Source organism: Fictibacillus halophilus, assembly GCF_042680145.1.
Lineage (GTDB): Bacteria > Bacillota > Bacilli > Bacillales > Fictibacillaceae > Fictibacillus > Fictibacillus halophilus_A.
In genome coordinates, this window is record NZ_JBHTNQ010000001.1 from 2,948,400 (window position 1) to 2,964,964 (window position 16,565).

The 16,565-nt window shown below is 41.6% G+C and carries 15 protein-coding genes; 5 read left to right on the forward strand and 10 right to left on the reverse strand.

The features are described 5' to 3' along the window. Window positions 1-7: 7 nt before the first annotated feature. The 3 genes from ACFQ4X_RS14905 to ACFQ4X_RS14915 all read right to left on the reverse strand — a co-directional run bounded on the left by ACFQ4X_RS14905 (window position 8) and on the right by ACFQ4X_RS14915 (window position 2,810). Window positions 8-904 (reverse strand): ABC transporter permease, encoded by an 897-nt coding sequence (locus tag ACFQ4X_RS14905; protein WP_379836429.1) that lies wholly within the window; start codon window positions 902-904, stop codon window positions 8-10. Between the two features lie 18 nt (window positions 905-922). Next, on the reverse strand, window positions 923-1,864 hold the full coding sequence (gene nikB, locus ACFQ4X_RS14910) for a nickel ABC transporter permease (protein ID WP_379836431.1): 942 nt from the start codon (window positions 1,862-1,864) through the stop codon (window positions 923-925). A gap of 496 nt (window positions 1,865-2,360) precedes the next feature. Beyond that, window positions 2,361-2,810, reverse strand: coding sequence for an Lrp/AsnC family transcriptional regulator (locus tag ACFQ4X_RS14915; RefSeq protein WP_066293718.1), 450 nt, complete (start codon window positions 2,808-2,810; stop codon window positions 2,361-2,363). A 277-nt stretch (window positions 2,811-3,087) separates the two neighbouring features. Here ACFQ4X_RS14915 and yhfH point away from each other — a divergent pair, with 277 nt between their 5' ends. From yhfH to aceA, 3 genes are all read left to right on the forward strand, one after another. Further along, window positions 3,088-3,219, forward strand: coding sequence for a protein YhfH (gene yhfH, locus ACFQ4X_RS14920; protein ID WP_077360517.1), 132 nt, complete (start codon window positions 3,088-3,090; stop codon window positions 3,217-3,219). A gap of 71 nt (window positions 3,220-3,290) precedes the next feature. After that, on the forward strand, window positions 3,291-4,892 hold the full coding sequence (aceB, locus tag ACFQ4X_RS14925; protein ID WP_379836434.1) for a malate synthase A: 1,602 nt from the start codon (window positions 3,291-3,293) through the stop codon (window positions 4,890-4,892). 43 nt (window positions 4,893-4,935) lie between these two features. Beyond that, complete coding sequence (gene aceA / locus ACFQ4X_RS14930; RefSeq protein ID WP_379836436.1) at window positions 4,936-6,222, forward strand: isocitrate lyase; 1,287 nt, start codon at window positions 4,936-4,938, stop codon at window positions 6,220-6,222. A 290-nt stretch (window positions 6,223-6,512) separates the two neighbouring features. Here aceA and ACFQ4X_RS14935 read toward each other — a convergent pair whose 3' ends face one another. From ACFQ4X_RS14935 to ACFQ4X_RS14945, 3 genes are all read right to left on the reverse strand, one after another. Next, on the reverse strand, window positions 6,513-7,472 hold the full coding sequence (locus ACFQ4X_RS14935; protein WP_379836439.1) for an ABC transporter permease: 960 nt from the start codon (window positions 7,470-7,472) through the stop codon (window positions 6,513-6,515). Beyond that, window positions 7,444-8,394: an ABC transporter ATP-binding protein gene (locus ACFQ4X_RS14940; RefSeq protein ID WP_379836441.1), complete on the reverse strand. Its 951-nt coding sequence runs from the start codon at window positions 8,392-8,394 to the stop codon at window positions 7,444-7,446. The genes ACFQ4X_RS14935 and ACFQ4X_RS14940 overlap by 29 nt, the downstream gene beginning before the upstream one ends. Before the next feature lie 141 nt (window positions 8,395-8,535). After that, a complete protein-coding gene (locus ACFQ4X_RS14945; RefSeq protein WP_379836443.1) occupies window positions 8,536-9,540 on the reverse strand; it encodes a DMT family transporter in 1,005 nt (334 codons plus the stop codon). 126 nt (window positions 9,541-9,666) lie between these two features. Between ACFQ4X_RS14945 and ACFQ4X_RS14950 the strand changes: the two genes are divergently transcribed. Then, window positions 9,667-10,596: a DMT family transporter gene (locus tag ACFQ4X_RS14950; RefSeq protein WP_379836445.1), complete on the forward strand. Its 930-nt coding sequence runs from the start codon at window positions 9,667-9,669 to the stop codon at window positions 10,594-10,596. Between the two features lie 57 nt (window positions 10,597-10,653). On the opposite strand, the gene ACFQ4X_RS14955 is transcribed toward ACFQ4X_RS14950, so the two are convergent. Next, window positions 10,654-12,975 (reverse strand): Ig-like domain-containing protein, encoded by a 2,322-nt coding sequence (locus ACFQ4X_RS14955; RefSeq protein ID WP_379836447.1) that lies wholly within the window; start codon window positions 12,973-12,975, stop codon window positions 10,654-10,656. Between the two features lie 166 nt (window positions 12,976-13,141). Beyond that, on the reverse strand, window positions 13,142-14,440 hold the full coding sequence (locus ACFQ4X_RS14960; RefSeq protein WP_379836449.1) for a YjiH family protein: 1,299 nt from the start codon (window positions 14,438-14,440) through the stop codon (window positions 13,142-13,144). A 198-nt stretch (window positions 14,441-14,638) separates the two neighbouring features. Between ACFQ4X_RS14960 and ACFQ4X_RS14965 the strand changes: the two genes are divergently transcribed. Beyond that, window positions 14,639-14,908, forward strand: coding sequence for a hypothetical protein (locus ACFQ4X_RS14965; RefSeq protein ID WP_379836451.1), 270 nt, complete (start codon window positions 14,639-14,641; stop codon window positions 14,906-14,908). Window positions 14,909-14,960: 52 nt separating this feature from the next. Here the strand turns inward: ACFQ4X_RS14965 and ACFQ4X_RS14970 are convergent, their stop codons facing one another. Together ACFQ4X_RS14970 and ACFQ4X_RS14975 are read right to left on the reverse strand one after the other, a co-directional pair. After that, window positions 14,961-15,479: a DUF6843 domain-containing protein gene (locus ACFQ4X_RS14970; protein ID WP_379836453.1), complete on the reverse strand. Its 519-nt coding sequence runs from the start codon at window positions 15,477-15,479 to the stop codon at window positions 14,961-14,963. Window positions 15,480-15,569: 90 nt separating this feature from the next. Beyond that, window positions 15,570-16,469 (reverse strand): stalk domain-containing protein, encoded by a 900-nt coding sequence (locus ACFQ4X_RS14975; protein ID WP_379836455.1) that lies wholly within the window; start codon window positions 16,467-16,469, stop codon window positions 15,570-15,572. Between the last annotated feature and the right edge of the window lie 96 nt (window positions 16,470-16,565).

Genomic DNA, 16,565 nt, shown 5'->3' on the forward strand with positions numbered 1-16,565 from the left:
CCCCCTTTTATTTATCCAAACTCATTCCTTGATCTAAAGCGTCGCGAAGAGCGTCGCCGACTACATTAAATGCAAATACAACGAGCATGATCGCTATACCGGGAACGACGATCATATGAGGCGATGTCCACATATACTCTTGTCCTGCAGCAATCATCGCTCCCCATTCAGGAGTTGGAGGCTGTGCACCTAATCCTAGGAAACTTAATGATGCGGTTGATAGAATCGCTGTTGCCATTCTCATTGTGGCAAAAACGATGATAGGCGCTGCACAGTTTGGCAGTACATGCTTGAACATGATACGAAGATCGCTGGCACCAAGAGATTTCATAGCAATGATGTATTCTTGTTTTTTGATAGAGAGAACACTTCCTCTTACAATCCTTGCACAAGTTGGAATGGACCAAATACTGATCGCAATGACGACATTCACAAGGCTTGTCCCTAAGATGGCGATAACTAACATGGCTAGTAGAATACCTGGGAAGGCAAACATTAAATCTACAAATCTCATAATGATGCCGTCTAGTCTTCTGTAATAACCAGATAGGAGTCCGAGGATCACGCCGCCAATCAGTCCTAGACTTACCGCGCCGATCCCGACAAGCAACGAGATTCTTGCCCCGTATACGATTCTGCTCCAAATATCCCGGCCGTAATTATCCGTTCCTAGCCAGTGGCCTTCTGTTCCAATCGGCAATTCACTCAGTTCCAAGTTCTGCTTGTTCGGATCTACCCCAACGATTACTGGCGCCGCAAGAGCCATAAATAGTTGTAAAGCGATGATCGCTAGTCCAACAATCGCCATTTTATTTTTGATCAATCGTTTCCACGTTTTTAACAGGGCAAATTCTTTCTTTTTCTTATGTGCTGGCAATTGCTGTGTAACCACTTCCGTTGACATGTTATCCCCCCTTCACTTTTATTCGTAACTGATTCTCGGATCGATAAAGGCATACACGATATCGACAATAAGGTTTACTAAAACGAAAAGTGTCGCTACGAGAAGAACCGAACCTTGTACCATCGGAAAGTCACGAGCGGCGATCGATTCAATCATGAGCCTTCCTACCCCATTAATGGCAAAAACAGATTCTGTAATGATAGTGCCTCCAAGCAGGAATCCGAAGTTTAGGCCGATTACCGTAATGACTGGTATCATGGCATTTCTTAGACAGTGCATCATGATTACTGTTTTTTCGCGAACGCCTTTTGCTCTGGCTGTTCTTACATAATCTGCCCGGATGACTTCGAGCATCGCTGACCGGCTCATTCGAGCGATCATAGCAGCTGAACCTGTACCAAGTGTTGTGGCTGGAAGTGCAAGCTGTTTCATTCCTTCGATCGTCCAGAACGGTTCGGTAAGTCCCCCTACAGGAAACCACTGCAGGTTGACGGCGAAAATAAGGATCAATATAGCGCCCAGCCAAAAGTTAGGTATGGAGATGCCTCCTAATGCGATGACAGTGCTTAATCCGTCAAACCATGTGTTATGTTTTAATGCAGATATAATGCCTGTTGTTACTCCGATTACGATTGCAACGATAATACTTGCGATCGCTAGATTCAGTGTGTTTGGAAACCGATCGATGATTGCTTCTGACACTGCTTGTTTCGTTTGATAGGAGAATCCTAAGTCCCCTGTAAAGATACCTCGTAAGTAATCAAAATATTGGGTAAGCAATGGTTGGTTCAAACCAAGGTTTTCTCTTATTGCCTCTACATCTTCCTGGGTTGCGGTTGGTCCGCCTATGATACTCGCAGGATCTCCAGGTGCAATGTGCATGCTCATGAAAACGATAAATGAAATGCCTATTAACAAAAGCACTAGCTGGAAAACCCGCCTTACAATCAAGCCTGCCATTTCCTCTTCACCTCTCCCCTTTTTTTAACTTTTCGATTGCATTACGTACATTTACATTCCGTTTGTTAATCGAAATCGTAATTTGAATTAACAAACGGTTTTAATATTGTTTCTGATTATAAAATATATTCAGAATATTTTCTATACGTTTTTATAAACAAAATAAAATCACGACTATGTTCTTACAAATTTTGATAGAGTGTGCGGAATTTTGTCCTAGTAGAACGTAAAATGTAGTTATTTTTACTTATAAAAGAAAGTTCCGAGGGATTTGATAGGTGGTATGAAGCCGGTCGATTGGTTTCCAGGCCTTAATCTTTGATTTTAAGCTGTAATTTTTAATTATAGGCCGTAATTTATTTTTCTAGGCTGTAAAATTTATTTCCAGGCCGTAATTCTTCATTTATAGACTTTCCGACAAATGAAGGCTAAAAAAAGAAAGGCCGCACGCCTAAACTACTGGCATGCAGCCTCACCTTTTTCTATCATTCTTTTATTATAGTTTTAATCCAGATCTGCTCTTGAATCTTCTTAATAGAATATGTGATTCCACTCTGGAAATGCCTTTGATTCCATAGAGTTCATTGTTTATGAATTTCTCCAATGAAGGAAAGTCTTCCACTAATACGTGCATATGTAAGGTACTCGGCCCTGTCATCTGATAGCAGCTGGCTACACTTGGATTATTCACGAGCTTTTCCGCTACTTTTACGAGGTATGCCGGTTCACAGTCTACTTCGAAAAACGCTGAGACTGTTTTACCTGCAGCTTCTGAATCAATGACGACGCTGAACTTTTCAATAACTCCTGCTTTTCTCATCTGGTTCACGCGCTCCCGAACAGAAACTCGGGAAAGATTCAGCTCTTTACCGATCTCTGCATAAGACATTCTTCCATCTTGAGTCAGCAACTCTAATATTTTTCGATCTGTATCATCTATTTTCAATAAAATCACCACGTTTACTTTGAATGAGTTCATTGTAAGCGTTATTTTCTAAAAATTCAAATAGAGCTCCCAATTTCTGATTCATTCACTGTACTACAACAGTTTTTAAGTCTCTATTTTTTATAAAAATATGGATAAAAGCCAATAAAAAACTAGGGCAGATGACTTATTTTGCGAAAAAACCGAAAAATGTTATAAAACAGTTGTTGCAAAATATAATCTGTTATAATACAATGCATTATAATCAAATCAAACAAAAAAACAGGAGGAATTTAAAATGAAAAACTATCTTGAGCTTCACTTCAATATTCCAAAGAAAACTTGTACAGAGTGTGGATGTGTGATCGAGGAGCAGCATGAATCTTACCTTTATGAGTGCGAACGCTGTATCGGAAAACACGAAAGGTAAATTTTTTTACACATACTGTTATATAACAAAAGATATCGGTTCCGTCTGTTCAATAACATAATCAGAAAGGAATGTCGCTAAAAGTGAAAATTGATACGTCAAGCCTTCATGTAACAGGAAATACCCCGCCCGAATATGAAAAGATCTTAACACCTGGTGCAATTCTCTTCTTAAAATCGCTTCATCTGCAGTTTAATTCAACGCGAAAAGAACTTCTGGAAAAGCGAAAGATTAAGCAAAAGGAAATTGATTCTGGGGTATTCCCCACCTTTCTGAGTGAAACAGAGCATATCCGCAACAGCAATTGGACGATCGCTCCACTTCCTCAGGATCTTCAAGACCGCCGGGTTGAAATTACAGGACCTGTTGACCGGAAGATGATCATCAATGCTCTGAATTCCGGCGCAAAAGTTTTCATGGCTGACTTAGAAGACTCCAACTCACCGACTTGGGAAAATACAATTGAGGGTCAGATTAATCTTAAGGACGCGGTCAACCGGACGATTTCTTTTGAAGGGCCAAACGGGAAAAAATACGAACTTGGGCCAAATCCAGCTGTACTAATCGTTCGTCCCCGCGGCTGGCATTTAGAAGAAAAACATATTGTTGTCGACGGTGAACTAATGTCTGGCAGTTTAGTAGATTTTGGACTTTATTTTTATCACAATGCAAAAACGCTGATCGAAAACGGTTCTGGTCCTTATTTTTATCTTCCTAAGATGGAAAGTCACTTAGAAGCGCGGCTCTGGAATGATGTGTTCATCTACGCGCAGGAACAGCTGGGTATTCCTAGGGGTACGATTAAAGCGACTGTACTAATTGAAACCATCGTTGCGGCATTTGAGATGGATGAGATTTTATATGAATTGCGCGATCATTCGGCAGGCGTGAACTGCGGACGCTGGGATTATATTTTCAGCTATATTAAGAAGTTCCGCAATCAGCCGCACGTAATTTTGCCTGACCGTTCACTTGTTACGATGACTGTACCATTCATGAGATCGTATTCTCTTCTTGCGATTAAGACGTGCCACAAACGGAATGCACCTGCAATTGGCGGGATGGCTGCACAAATTCCGATTAAATATGATGAAAAAGCAAATGCGGCTGCATTTGAAAAAGTGCGGGCCGACAAAGAACGCGAGGCTACTGATGGCCATGACGGAACATGGGTTGCCCATCCAGGACTCGTACCTGTTGCTAAGGAAGTGTTCGACCGAATTATGCCGCAGCCAAATCAGATTGACCGCAAACGTGAAGATGTTGTTGTAACGGCTGACGATTTAGTGGCTGTACCAGAAGGTGAAATTACGGAAGAAGGCTTGCGCGTCAACATAAGTGTCGGCATTCAATACATCGCTTCATGGCTGAGAGGAAAAGGCGCAGCGCCAATCAATCACCTGATGGAAGATGCGGCTACGGCTGAGATTTCACGGGCACAAGTGTGGCAATGGATTCGCCATCCGAAAGGTGTTTTAAGCGATGGCCGTAAAGTTACATTCGAACTGGTAGAGCAGCTAAAGTTAGAAGAGGTCCAAAAGTTGAAGCAGCAAATGAGTGAGGATTCATTCAATAACGGCCGGTTTATGGAAGCTGTCGTGCTGTTTGATGAACTAATTCGTGAAGATGAGTTTCAAGATTTCCTGACTAACAGAGGCTATGACATTTTATAACGTGATTGTTTACTAAAAAATAAGACAATAAGGAGAGGGACTAATGAGTAATTCACGTGTGGAGAAGCTTAAGGAAATGTGGAAAAATGAGGAGCGCTGGCAAGGTGTGAGCCGCCCTTATACAGCTGAAGAGGTTATCCGTTTACGCGGATCGATCGATATTGAACATACCCTTGCAAAACATGGTGCCGAAAAATTCTGGAACATGCTTCAAAATAAAACATATGTAAACGCTTTAGGGGCTTTAACGGGAAATCAGGCGGTTCAACAGGCTAAGGCAGGTCTGAAAGCCGTATACTTAAGCGGTTGGCAGGTCGCAGCAGACGCCAACCTTTCTGGAAACATGTATCCGGACCAAAGTTTGTATCCTGCGAACTCTGTGCCACACGTGGTAAAACGTATTAACTCTGCTCTTCAGCGTGCGGATCAGATTCAGCATTTAGAAGGCGGGAATGAAGTGGATTACTTCTTGCCAATTATAGCGGATGCTGAAGCCGGGTTTGGCGGGCAGCTGAATGTGTTCGAATTAATGAAAGGCATGATCGAATCTGGCGCTTCCGCTGTTCACTTTGAAGATCAGTTGTCTTCTGAGAAAAAATGTGGACATCTAGGCGGGAAAGTATTGCTTCCTACACAAACGGCGGTTAAGAATTTGATTTCGGCTCGTTTGGCAGCTGACGTGATGGGTGTTCCGACTGTACTTATCGCCCGTACAGATGCTGATGCAGCTGACTTGATCACGAGCGATATCGATCCGGTTGACCAGGAGTTCATTACTGGTGAGCGTACAGCTGAAGGATTTTACCGTACAAAAGCTGGTCTGGATCAAGCGATCGCACGCGGTTTAGCTTATGCACCATATGCTGATTTAATCTGGTGTGAGACATCTGAACCAAACTTAGAACAGGCTCAAAAGTTTGCAGATGCGATTCATGAACAGTTCCCTGGCAAACTATTAGCTTACAACTGCTCCCCATCGTTCAACTGGAAAAAGAAGCTGGATGATGCGACGATTGAAACGTTCCAGCAGCAGCTGGCCGCAATGGGCTACAAGTTCCAGTTCGTAACATTGGCTGGCTTCCACGCGCTGAATCACAGCATGTTTGAATTGGCAAAAGGCTACAAAGCTCGTGGAATGGGAGCATATTCTGAGCTGCAGCAGCGCGAGTTTGATAGTGAAGTCGACGGTTATACAGCAACACGCCACCAGCGTGAGGTTGGAACAGGCTACTTTGATGAAGTAACACAGCTCGTTTCCGGTGGTACTGCTTCTACAACAGCATTAAAAGGATCGACGGAAGAAGATCAGTTTCAGTCACAGGAAGCTTAACTCGTTATATAGAGAGAATAAATGGATAGGAGAAATATAAAGAAAGGACAGGAGATTCGGTATCTCCTGTCCTTTTAGGGTGTTTTTACGGTACGTGTTCTTATATCTGTTACACGTACGCTCAAAATCATTAGGCTACGCTCAAAAAAGCTGAGTTACGCTCAATATTATTCCGCTACGCTCAAAATGCCTTTAGTTTCGCTCAAAGTTTCTCTTTTACGCTCAAAGTACCTATTTGCCTCTTAAAAATTAGGGGGACAGACCCGGGTCTGTCCCCTACGATTTTACTATTAAGCCTTCACATCGCGCTTTTGAAAGACGGTGAATGTGATGGCGAGCATCACTGCTGTATAAATCGCGAGCATACTGATGGAAAACGGCAGCGTCAGATCTTTAATCAGCTGGTTTTGCCCATCGATCAATGTACTGAGGTCCATGTTTGCAAACAGTGTGTAAATGATCCAATCTTTGTTCGCGAGGAGCATAACGATCGTGTTCCCTGCAAACATCGTAAACATCGCAACACCAATCGCGACAGAGTTACTCATGAAGAGTGTGGAGATCATGAACGATAATGCGACTAGTGCAGTTAATTCAATAAATTCTACACCGATGTTCGCAAATACATATTCTACAACTGTTCGTTCTCGTACTTCCTGATTATCTGTAACGACCAAGTACGACTGATCAATGCCGCCAAATCCATATGCGAAACCGCCTACGAGCCAAGTTGTCGCAATAACTACAAGCCACATGACAAACGCAAAGCCTAGCGTTGCGAGGAACTTCGATAATAAAATCTTCCACCTGCTGTACGGGCGAATCAGCAGCATTTTAATCGTTCCTTTTGAAAACTCGCTTGAAACGATATCACTTGCAACAACGATTACAAATAATCCGATTAAGGATGAGATCGGAGCCATTTCTTTCATGTACTTCCACGTTGTTTTTTCATAAGGCGAAATGTCGTTTTCAATGGCGTACTCGTTCTGCTTAATATTGCTTTCGAGCATGTCGACATAGAAATCATCGCCGCCATCCTTCTTTGCATCTTCTAGCGCCTTTTTATCGTCTTCCATTTGCTGAGAGAGTTCTTGCTTCCAGTTTTCGTTCACTTCAGCATCAGTCGTCACTTTATCGTAAACCGCGACACCGATAATTATTAAAATAGGAAGTGCGATAAAAATCCACGTTCTGATTCTGCTAAAGATCTTAATCCATTCATTCGTTAACAGGGACAGCCACTTCATTCAGATCGCCCCCTTTCTTTGTCATCTCTAGGAATCGCTCTTCAAGCGTCTTCGTTTTGCGTTGAATACCAATAACGAGAACACCTGCAAGAACAAGCTGTTTGTTTATCTCTGCAATGGATTTTACATTCGAAGTTTGAACAATCAGTTCGTTCCCGCTTTCCGCCACAGCTAGCTCAGGATTCATGTCAGAAAGAACTTGTTTTGCTTGTGTTAAATCACCCTCAATCTGGAAATGAACTTTTACATCTGCTTCATCTTCCTGGTTGGTGATTTCATCAATTCGAACAAGCTTTCCATGCTGAATAATCGCAACGCGGTCGCACATCATCTGCATCTCAGCAAGCATATGAGAAGAAACGATAACGGACGTCCCGTTGTTCGCAAGCAGACGCAAATAGTTTCTCAAATCATAGATTCCTTGTGGATCAAGTCCGTTTGTAGGCTCGTCTAAGATCAACACGTTCGGCTTATGTAAAAGTGCCTGCGCGACACCAAGACGCTGCCTCATTCCAAGTGAATATGTTTTTACTTTGTCGTGAATCGCATACTCCAAGTCTACGAGCTTAATCACTTCATCGATTCTTTCCTTCGTAACACTAGTCATGATTCGCGCATACTGCATCAAGTTTTTGTAGCCTGACATAAAATCATAGAGCTGAGGGTTTTCAACGATCGCCCCAACTTGCTCCATCGCTTTTTCATAGTTTCCCCGAACATTGGTGCCATTTATAAAAACATCACCGTCCGTGATCGAAATAAGTCCTACAATCATACGGATCGTCGTGGTCTTCCCAGCACCATTAGGTCCGAGCAATCCAAAGATCTCACCTTCTCTGACAGAGAAAGATAAATCATCAACGATTGTCTTGTTCTTAATCTTTTTCGTCAAATTTTTAAGTTCTAGCGTGTGTATAGCCATAGCTCCTCCTATCCTATCCCTCTAACATATCCTGCAATACTAGATACGATCATGAAAGGAAAATAGTTTCATAAATTTGTAAAATAATCCAATTTAATGGATAGGGGTGGGGGTAGGGGTCAGATCCCTACCCCCATATACCTATGCGGTCTTTTTCCGCTGCTGTTCTATCTTAGTCAAACGAGTTGAGATATAGACACCGAATATCACAAATACTCCGCCTAACGCTTGGTACCAGGCAAGTTTTTCATCGATAAATAGTACAGCAAAAATCGCCGCAAACACCGGAATCAAGTTAAGAAAAATTCCTGCTTTATTCGGTCCGACTCGTTCTACTGCTGTGTTCCATGACATAAATGCAACAATAGAGGCAAAAACACCTGTATAAAGGATCGTCAATATGGAACCTGCCGACCATACGATTTCAGTCGTTCTCGCCTCCTGTATAAAGAAAGGAAGCAGAATAAATATACCAAGAACCATCGACACAGAAAAGGTACTATATCCTGGTAATTTTCCAGCATTTTGTTTTACCAATAGTGAATAAATGCTCCAGCAGATAACTGCTAATATCACAATCAGATCACCTGCGTTAAATGAAAACTTCAGCAAGACATTAAGTGAGCCTTGAGAAATAATAATAAGCAGCCCCGCCAATGAAAGCACGGTTCCGATAATCTGGTTGCGGTTCAACCGTTCACCCAGCATGAAAAAGGACAGCATATAGATAATAATTGGTGTTGAAGTATTAACAAGGGATGCGTTTATAGAAGTCGTGTAATGAAGAGCAATGTATAAGAGCGTGTTGAATCCGGCCACCCCAGTGACCGCCATAAGCAGTACAATGTGCCACTTTTTCTTAACTATTGGCCATTCCTTTTTAAGCAACGGCCATACAAACGGCAGAAAGATAAGGAATGCTGTGCACCAGCGCAAAAAGGACAGTGAAACGGGCGGCAAACTGCTCGTAATCGCACGTCCGATCACGAAATTTCCTCCCCATATTAAAGTAGCCACAACAAGCAGTACATATGGATTCACTTTTTTCATCGTTGATCTCACCGCTTTTCTGAATGTTTCTCTTACTATAGCAAGTTCTGAATAAGAGCAGTAAAAGTTCTGCTTATCTCCAGTAAAATTAGTCATTTCGCCTTAATCTTATAATTCCAAGCTTTTTCTCTTTAAAAATTCTTCCAATAAGGTACAATTGAAACTAAAATCATTTTAATACTTTACTTCGTTAAGTAAAAGCAGAAGAAAGAAGATGACATGATGAAACCATACCGAACGTATTTGATATTATTCTTTGTTATGATCGCGTGGGGTTTGAACGTAACGGCGACCAAAATTCTCGTTACGAACTTTTTGCCTGTTACCATCACAGGCATCCGCGTATTAACAGCTGGATTAACCGTATTTCTGCTTCTATTTTTAATAAAAAAAGTCCGATGGCTGACCAAAAAGGAATTCTGGTACGTTTTTGTCGCCTCAATTTTTAATGTTGTTGCCCATCACTATTACTTGTCGATCGGATTAACAGGTACAACAGCAACAAACGGCGGATTAATAATGGGAATGTCACCGCTTCTTACGACAATTCTGGCTATCCTTTTTATCGGTACACCTTTAACACCGCTGCGCGGAATTGGTCTGTTGTTAGGGTTCACCGGAGTTGCTTTCATCGTCCTTGAAGGCAGTGAGGTTACGGGGATTTCGTTCGGAGATGCTTATATTCTTTTATCCGTGCTCACTCAAGCTGTAAGTTTCATCTTGATCAAACGCGTGGCGCACACGCTCGATCCCCGTTTGATGACAGGTTATATGATGGTCATCGGTTCGCTGTTCTTGATCGTGATCGGACTATTTGAAGAGCCTGCAGGATTTGCGGGAGTTGTTGAAAATTCAACGGTTTCGCTTTGGCTGGTCTACTTTGCTTCTGCCTGTATTGCAACAGCGGTGGGACACATGCTTTATAACGAGGCAATCGGTAAAATTGGAGCATCCGAAGCATCCATCTTTATTAACTTAAATCCATTCTTCGCACTAGTCGGTGCCTCATTATTCTTAAATGAAAAAATCGGATTTCAGCACATATTAGGCTTTTTGCTTATCATTTCAGGGGTTCTATTAGGATGTGGTGCTGTTGAGGAGATTCGAGCACGGCGGATCAGAAGGAAAGAACAGTACGGGATATCAAAATAATTAGTTAAAACAGAAAAACCAGCAGGAGCACTCTCACTCCCGCTGGTTTTTTATTATTTATCGTGCTTCTTTTACTATAATCTCAACTTTTTCACTTTCATTCCCAGCTAAATCAGTTGCACTTACATAAATAGCAGCATGATTTTTCTGTTTTTCAATCTTTACTAGGAAGTTTCCTTTTTCGTCTGCTGAAGCGGAAGCCATTACATTCCCGTCAGCATCTTTTACATACACGATCGATCCAGCCTCTGCCGTTCCAGCAACAGTTTCCTTTGTCACTGTCGTCACAACTGGTGCTTCAGGAGCTGTTTTGTCTGCTACGGTTACAGTTGCCACTTCCGATTGGTTGCCAGCTGCATCAGTAGACGTTACCTCCAGTACAGTTCCAGCTTTTTGAACTGGAATTTCAGCTGTAAACGTCCCATCTTCAGCCGCTTGCCCATCTGCCAGCAATTCACCGTCTACTAATATAGCAATTGTCGAAAGTGGTTCCGCTGTTCCTTTTACCATTGTATCCCTATCACTAACTTCATCAACTAATGGCGCATTCGGTGCAACGGTATCGTTATTCACAAACAACTTGCCAAAATCAGCCGGGTAGTCATCAGCGCTGTAAGTGTAAACCGCTTCGTTTCCAGCGATGTCAATGATCTTCACTTGTTTAACAAGCCACACTCCGTGTTCTGCATCACCAGGAACCGGAACTGTAATATGCATCAATCCGCTCTCATCTAAATAGTCGGTGTTGCCTGTCAAGACTTGCTGACCGCTCGGGCTCACCAGTTCAACTTCAACAAATGCTGGAACCGTTTGAGAATCTTCTGCGTAAATCGTTAATTCAGCTTCTTCGCTGCCTTTCACTTCCGGTGTTTGGAAGATCACTTTATTAATTGTAGGCGGCGTAAAATCAAATTCAGTGTTTTCCACGTTAAATGTTCCAAATGATTCTGGATAATTTTCAGCTTTATATGTTTCATCTAAAATGTTCCCTGCAAAGTCTCTCGCGATGATCTGAGAAACTCTCCACTCACCTGGTTCTGTGTATGGCGGAATAGAGAACTCTCCCATAAAGTTACCTTCTTCATCCGGATAAAGGTATGAACTCGTCAGTCCTTTACCTGTTGGACTCTTCATAAAGATTTCAATGCTTTCAATACCGGTATTATCATCCGTTGCGGCTACTCTTACTACGTTCGTATCTTCTGTCACCATTGAATCTTTTTCAAACGTTACAGATTGAACGACTGGTGCATTTGTATCTTCATTTGCATTTACGACTTCAAATGTACCAAACTCAGCCGGATACTCTTCTTCATAAAACTGATGATCCACATTTCCTGCGTTGTCCTGTGTGTACACATTCCAAACTTTATACGTTGAATTTTTTATATAAGAAGGAACAACAAAGTTGCTCGTCCAGTAACCATCTTCACTTCGATAGATCCCGTCTATAAAAAGTCTTTGTCCAAATTCATTTCTCAGTTCAACTGAAAGATAGTTGATTCCAGACAAATCATCTTCTGCTTCAAGCTGAAGTGTATTTTCTTGCCCTGCCTCAACAACCCCGTTTGAAAATTGAATGCTGGAAACCGTTGGTGCCGTATTGTCCGGATTGTCGTTTAACACTTGAATGGTGTCAAAGGACGCTGGGTAGTCACCCATATAGTCATCCCAGTTGTACTGATTTCCTACCGCATCACCCGCATAAACCCAGTCTACTTTCCACTCTCCTGGGTCTGTGTATTGCGGAACCCACCAAGTTGCTTCAAACATTCCATCTTCTGTTTTTACAAAGTCAGTCACGTAATCGTAGCCGCGACCTGCTGTATTGTATAAGCCGAGTGTAATCCACTCTACTCCTGTATCATCACTCGCTGAAACTGTAATTTTTGTAAAATCGCCTGCTTGAACTTGCTCTTTTTCAAAAGTAATAGCATCCACAGTCGGAGCTGTTACATCGATTTCTTTCACTTCATTCAATATCGTAAAATCATAATTCTCAGGCTGATCGATTTGTTCGCGCGTAAAAGTACTGCTGTTGTAGCTGTCATCATATAAATAAATACTTTGAAGCTGCCATGTTCCAACTTCGTCAAATGAAGTGGCTGTAAACTGGCCTGTCCAATGATCCGGACCAGCTAATTCGATTACATGCTCTTCCCCCTGCGGAGATAAATACGTAAGGCGTGCTTCTAGCATAAAATAAGCCGAATCCGGTGCGTAAAGATCAAACCAGACCTGTTCGTTTATTTTCGCTTCTTGCGGACTTACCGATAAACTTTCATAAGTCGGATAGTCTTCGTTTGCAAAACTAGTAAAAGGAAAAATACTAAACATTAATACTGCCATTAAAAATAATGAACTGAATTTCCTTTTCAACTCTTTCTTCTCCCCATTCCATTCATATCACTGCTTCATTATCATACAATAATTACTGGAAAAATAAAGATATATTTTGATAATTTTAGAAAATAGTACTAGATTACTAAACAACATAAAAAAGGTGCTGCTCAAACACTCAGCAGCACCCTTACGAATCTATTTTTTATAGAAGCAGATAAGCCAGTGGTGTGGTTAAGATTAACGCCAACACCGTACGCTGAAACCAGATCAGCACAAGCTTCGGCAAACTCACCGGAATTTCTGTAGACAACACACATGGAATACTTGCTGAGAAGAATAAGATAGAAGCTACAGAAACAACTCCGATTACGAATTTCGTTACAAGTGCCGCTTCAGCAACAAGCAATGCCGGCAGGAACATCTCAGCTACTCCGATTGACGCCGCTTTCGCTGCAAGCATCGCATCCGGAAGCTGAAGCGCCCATGTGATTGGATAGAACACGTAGCCAATCCAGTCAAATACAGGCGTGTATTCTGCTAACAAAAGGCCAATCAAACCGACGCTCATAATGGATGGCAATATACTCATCGCCATCACGAATCCGTCTTTTAAGTTGGACCAGATATTGGTCAAAAATGCAGGAGCATTCTGTGATGAATCCATCGCGTTTCTCCACGCGGTTTGCAGATATTTCTCGCTTACCACTTCCTCCGGATGACCTTCGCCCCTGTAGTACGTATCATCCATTCGGCTTAAAGGACGGATTCGAACAGTGATCGCAGTTACGAGGAATGTCACGACAAGTGTCGTCCAGAAGTACGTGTTCCACATTTCCATCAGACCGAGCGTGTTTGCCACAACGATCATGAACGTTGCAGAAACGGTAGAGAACCCTGTCGCGATAATGGTCGCTTCTTTTACCGTATACTTTCCTTCTTTAAAAACGCGGTTTGTGATGAGAAGAGCGATGGAATAACTGCCGACAAATGAGGCAACGGCATCTACCGCAGACCTGCCCGGCGTTTTCCAGATCGGACGCATTATTTTTTGAACGAGCACTCCGATGAACTCCATCAAACCATAACCTACAATAAACGCTAAGAACACCGCTCCGATTGGAACCAGTAACCCTACTGGAATCACAAGTTTTTCAAATAAAAACGGCCCCATGTTCGGGTCGCTTAACCAGCCAGGACCCCATTCAAAATAAAGAAGAACAGCCGCGATTAATCCCACAACTTTTAATATCGAGAACGTGGTTGTTACTCGGTCTTTGTTCCACGTTTTCGTGTAGAACGGATAAACAGCCCCTAGAAGAATGACGAGCAATGCATAGAGCGGAACCGCTTCACCTGCTGTATCTCTTACCCACGTCACAAGGTGATCCAGCGGAATAGACGACTTTCCTTTGACCGTAATCGGAATGAAGAACATGAAAATACCAACTGCACTGAACAAAAGAAATTTTAAGGAATGAGACCAGGAACCTGCAGTTTTCATTTCTTTCAACTCCCTTTCCGTTTGATAAGCCCGCCGTGCCAGGCCCTCTCTACATCTTATCGGGACAAAGTTCGAATTATGCCGAGTCCTGCTTGTACAATTTTCATAAGTTATTTTCCCGTTCTGTACCTTTTCATGTCTGATTATTACGTGTCTAGGGAATAACATTTACATAATCAAAAAACAGGAGTGTTTTGAATGAAGTATTTTATCAACGTGAATAAAAGTGTGGAAGAAGAGTATGGGAAGATGTTTGTTTATGACCCTGACCGCAACAAGGAAAACGAAGATGAACTTGAAGTGCTGAACAACATGGATGAACAGGACCAAGGAAAGCCTTATATTTTCCCGAAGAGCTTTTTGTTAGAGGTTTCAGCTGAAGATTATGAGAGGTATGCTGAGGCGAAAAAGAGTAATGGTGATGTGAAGTCAGTTACAGAGTCGGTTTTGGAGAAATATAAAAAATAATGAAGAGCCTATTAAGGTCAAAGACACCCCAATATTTGTATTTGGGGTGTTTTTAATCTCCAAAATATGAATTCCATTCTTTACTGACTTCGTTGTGCTGAATATCATGTTTTTCTTTACCATTCAGGTAAAAGGATTCCCCACAACCCGTAGTGGTGATATAGGTAACTTCATAAGTTATTCCACCTTCACGATCTCCCGAAAAACCTCCACCACCGCTATAACTGGCACATCCCTCTTTTACTTTTGTGCGCTTACCATTTTCATTAACATAGAAGTATTTATCATTAACCGTTAGCGAACCTGGCTTTTCTGACTCAGAAGTAAAAGCTGCACCGTAAACTGCCATATCTGTTCCTGCTAAAGCTTCGGATACCTTAAGTTCAACTGGAATAACAGAAAATCCATCTTCTTTTTTAAATTTCGACTCTTTAGGAACATTGTAAAATACCAAAATAGCCCCATCAAATCCTTCTGGGATTAAAAAAATATTGTCTGTGGTTTCTTCCTTAAATGGTACACAGCCAACTAAAAATGCAATTATGATTAATAAAGATAGTTTTTTCTTCAATTCCCCGCATCTCCTCTATGTTAATTCTACCATTCTTATAAATAAAAACAGCACTGCTTGTAGCAGTGCTGCTAAATGATCACCTATTATTTACGGTCTGATAAACATCTGCGTCCAATATGTTTTATAACCAGTCGTTCCATTAATATAACCAACACCGATTTGTGTAAAATTATCACTTAAAATGTTTGCCTTGTGACCCGGACTGTTCATCCACCCTGTCATAACGGCACTTGTTGTCGTATACCCTGCGGCAATGTTTTCACCTGCAGAAGTGTACGAAATGCCAAACTGCTTCATCATATCAAAAGGCGATCCGTATGTTGGTGATGTGTGGTCAAAATAATTTTTCACAAGCATGTCACGTGATTTTTCTCTCGCCACATTACTTAATGTTGGGTTCAAAGCTAACTCTTTCTTACCATAACTTGAACGGTATTTGTTCACGGAAAAGAAAGTTTCAAGCTCATAAACGTTTTGCTTACTGATTGATGCAGTAGACAAATGTGTTTTATAAGTTGGATCTGCTAAATGAAGTGAACCTGTTTCTTTATAAGTTGCTGTATTCGTACTGCCATTCCAGAGCACGTCATATCCGTATGCTTCTCCAACTAAACGAAGCGGTATGTATGTACGATTATTGATGACAACCGGCTTAACGTCAGATTGCTGAATGTAGTATTTATTGCTATATTGCTTTTCTAAAAAAGGTGATTGTGTGTTTAATGCTAGTTTAGCTGTTGTACCATATTTCGATAGCTGTGAGGTAACAGCGTTTGTGTCAGGATTCCACTTCACATCGGCATTCATAGATTCAAAAACCGGTCTCAACGGAACTAACAATCTATTATTTTGAACAATAGGTTTTGCGTCAGGAAAAACTACACTCTCATTTCCGATCTTAACGTTAAAAGATTCTGCAGCTGCGTCTGTGCTGTAGAGCCCTAAGAAAAATAGACTTACAGCTAATAGACTCCCTAAAAACTTCATAGTCTTCCCCCCTCTAAAATCATATATGAATATAGCATATTTACACTTCCAAAAATGCTCAAAACTAGAATAGTAAAGAAAATGTAATGAAAAAAG

Excerpts from the sequence above, each read along its gene's own strand:
- ACFQ4X_RS14905 (WP_379836429.1), bottom strand. The coding sequence starts at position 904 with ATGTCAACGGAAGTGGTTACACAGCAATTGCCAGCACATAAGAAAAAG.
- nikB (WP_379836431.1), bottom strand. The coding sequence starts at position 1,864 with ATGGCAGGCTTGATTGTAAGGCGGGTTTTCCAGCTAGTGCTTTTGTTA.
- yhfH (WP_077360517.1), top strand. The coding sequence starts at position 3,088 with ATGAAAAACTATCTTGAGCTTCACTTCAATATTCCAAAGAAAACTTGT.
- aceB (WP_379836434.1), top strand. The coding sequence starts at position 3,291 with ATGTCGCTAAAAGTGAAAATTGATACGTCAAGCCTTCATGTAACAGGA.
- aceA (WP_379836436.1), top strand. The coding sequence starts at position 4,936 with ATGAGTAATTCACGTGTGGAGAAGCTTAAGGAAATGTGGAAAAATGAG.
- ACFQ4X_RS14935 (WP_379836439.1), bottom strand. The coding sequence starts at position 7,472 with ATGAAGTGGCTGTCCCTGTTAACGAATGAATGGATTAAGATCTTTAGC.
- ACFQ4X_RS14940 (WP_379836441.1), bottom strand. The coding sequence starts at position 8,394 with ATGGCTATACACACGCTAGAACTTAAAAATTTGACGAAAAAGATTAAG.
- ACFQ4X_RS14945 (WP_379836443.1), bottom strand. The coding sequence starts at position 9,540 with ATGACTAATTTTACTGGAGATAAGCAGAACTTTTACTGCTCTTATTCA.
- ACFQ4X_RS14950 (WP_379836445.1), top strand. The coding sequence starts at position 9,667 with ATGAAACCATACCGAACGTATTTGATATTATTCTTTGTTATGATCGCG.
- ACFQ4X_RS14960 (WP_379836449.1), bottom strand. The coding sequence starts at position 14,440 with ATGAAAACTGCAGGTTCCTGGTCTCATTCCTTAAAATTTCTTTTGTTC.
- ACFQ4X_RS14965 (WP_379836451.1), top strand. The coding sequence starts at position 14,639 with ATGAAGTATTTTATCAACGTGAATAAAAGTGTGGAAGAAGAGTATGGG.
- ACFQ4X_RS14975 (WP_379836455.1), bottom strand. The coding sequence starts at position 16,469 with ATGAAGTTTTTAGGGAGTCTATTAGCTGTAAGTCTATTTTTCTTAGGG.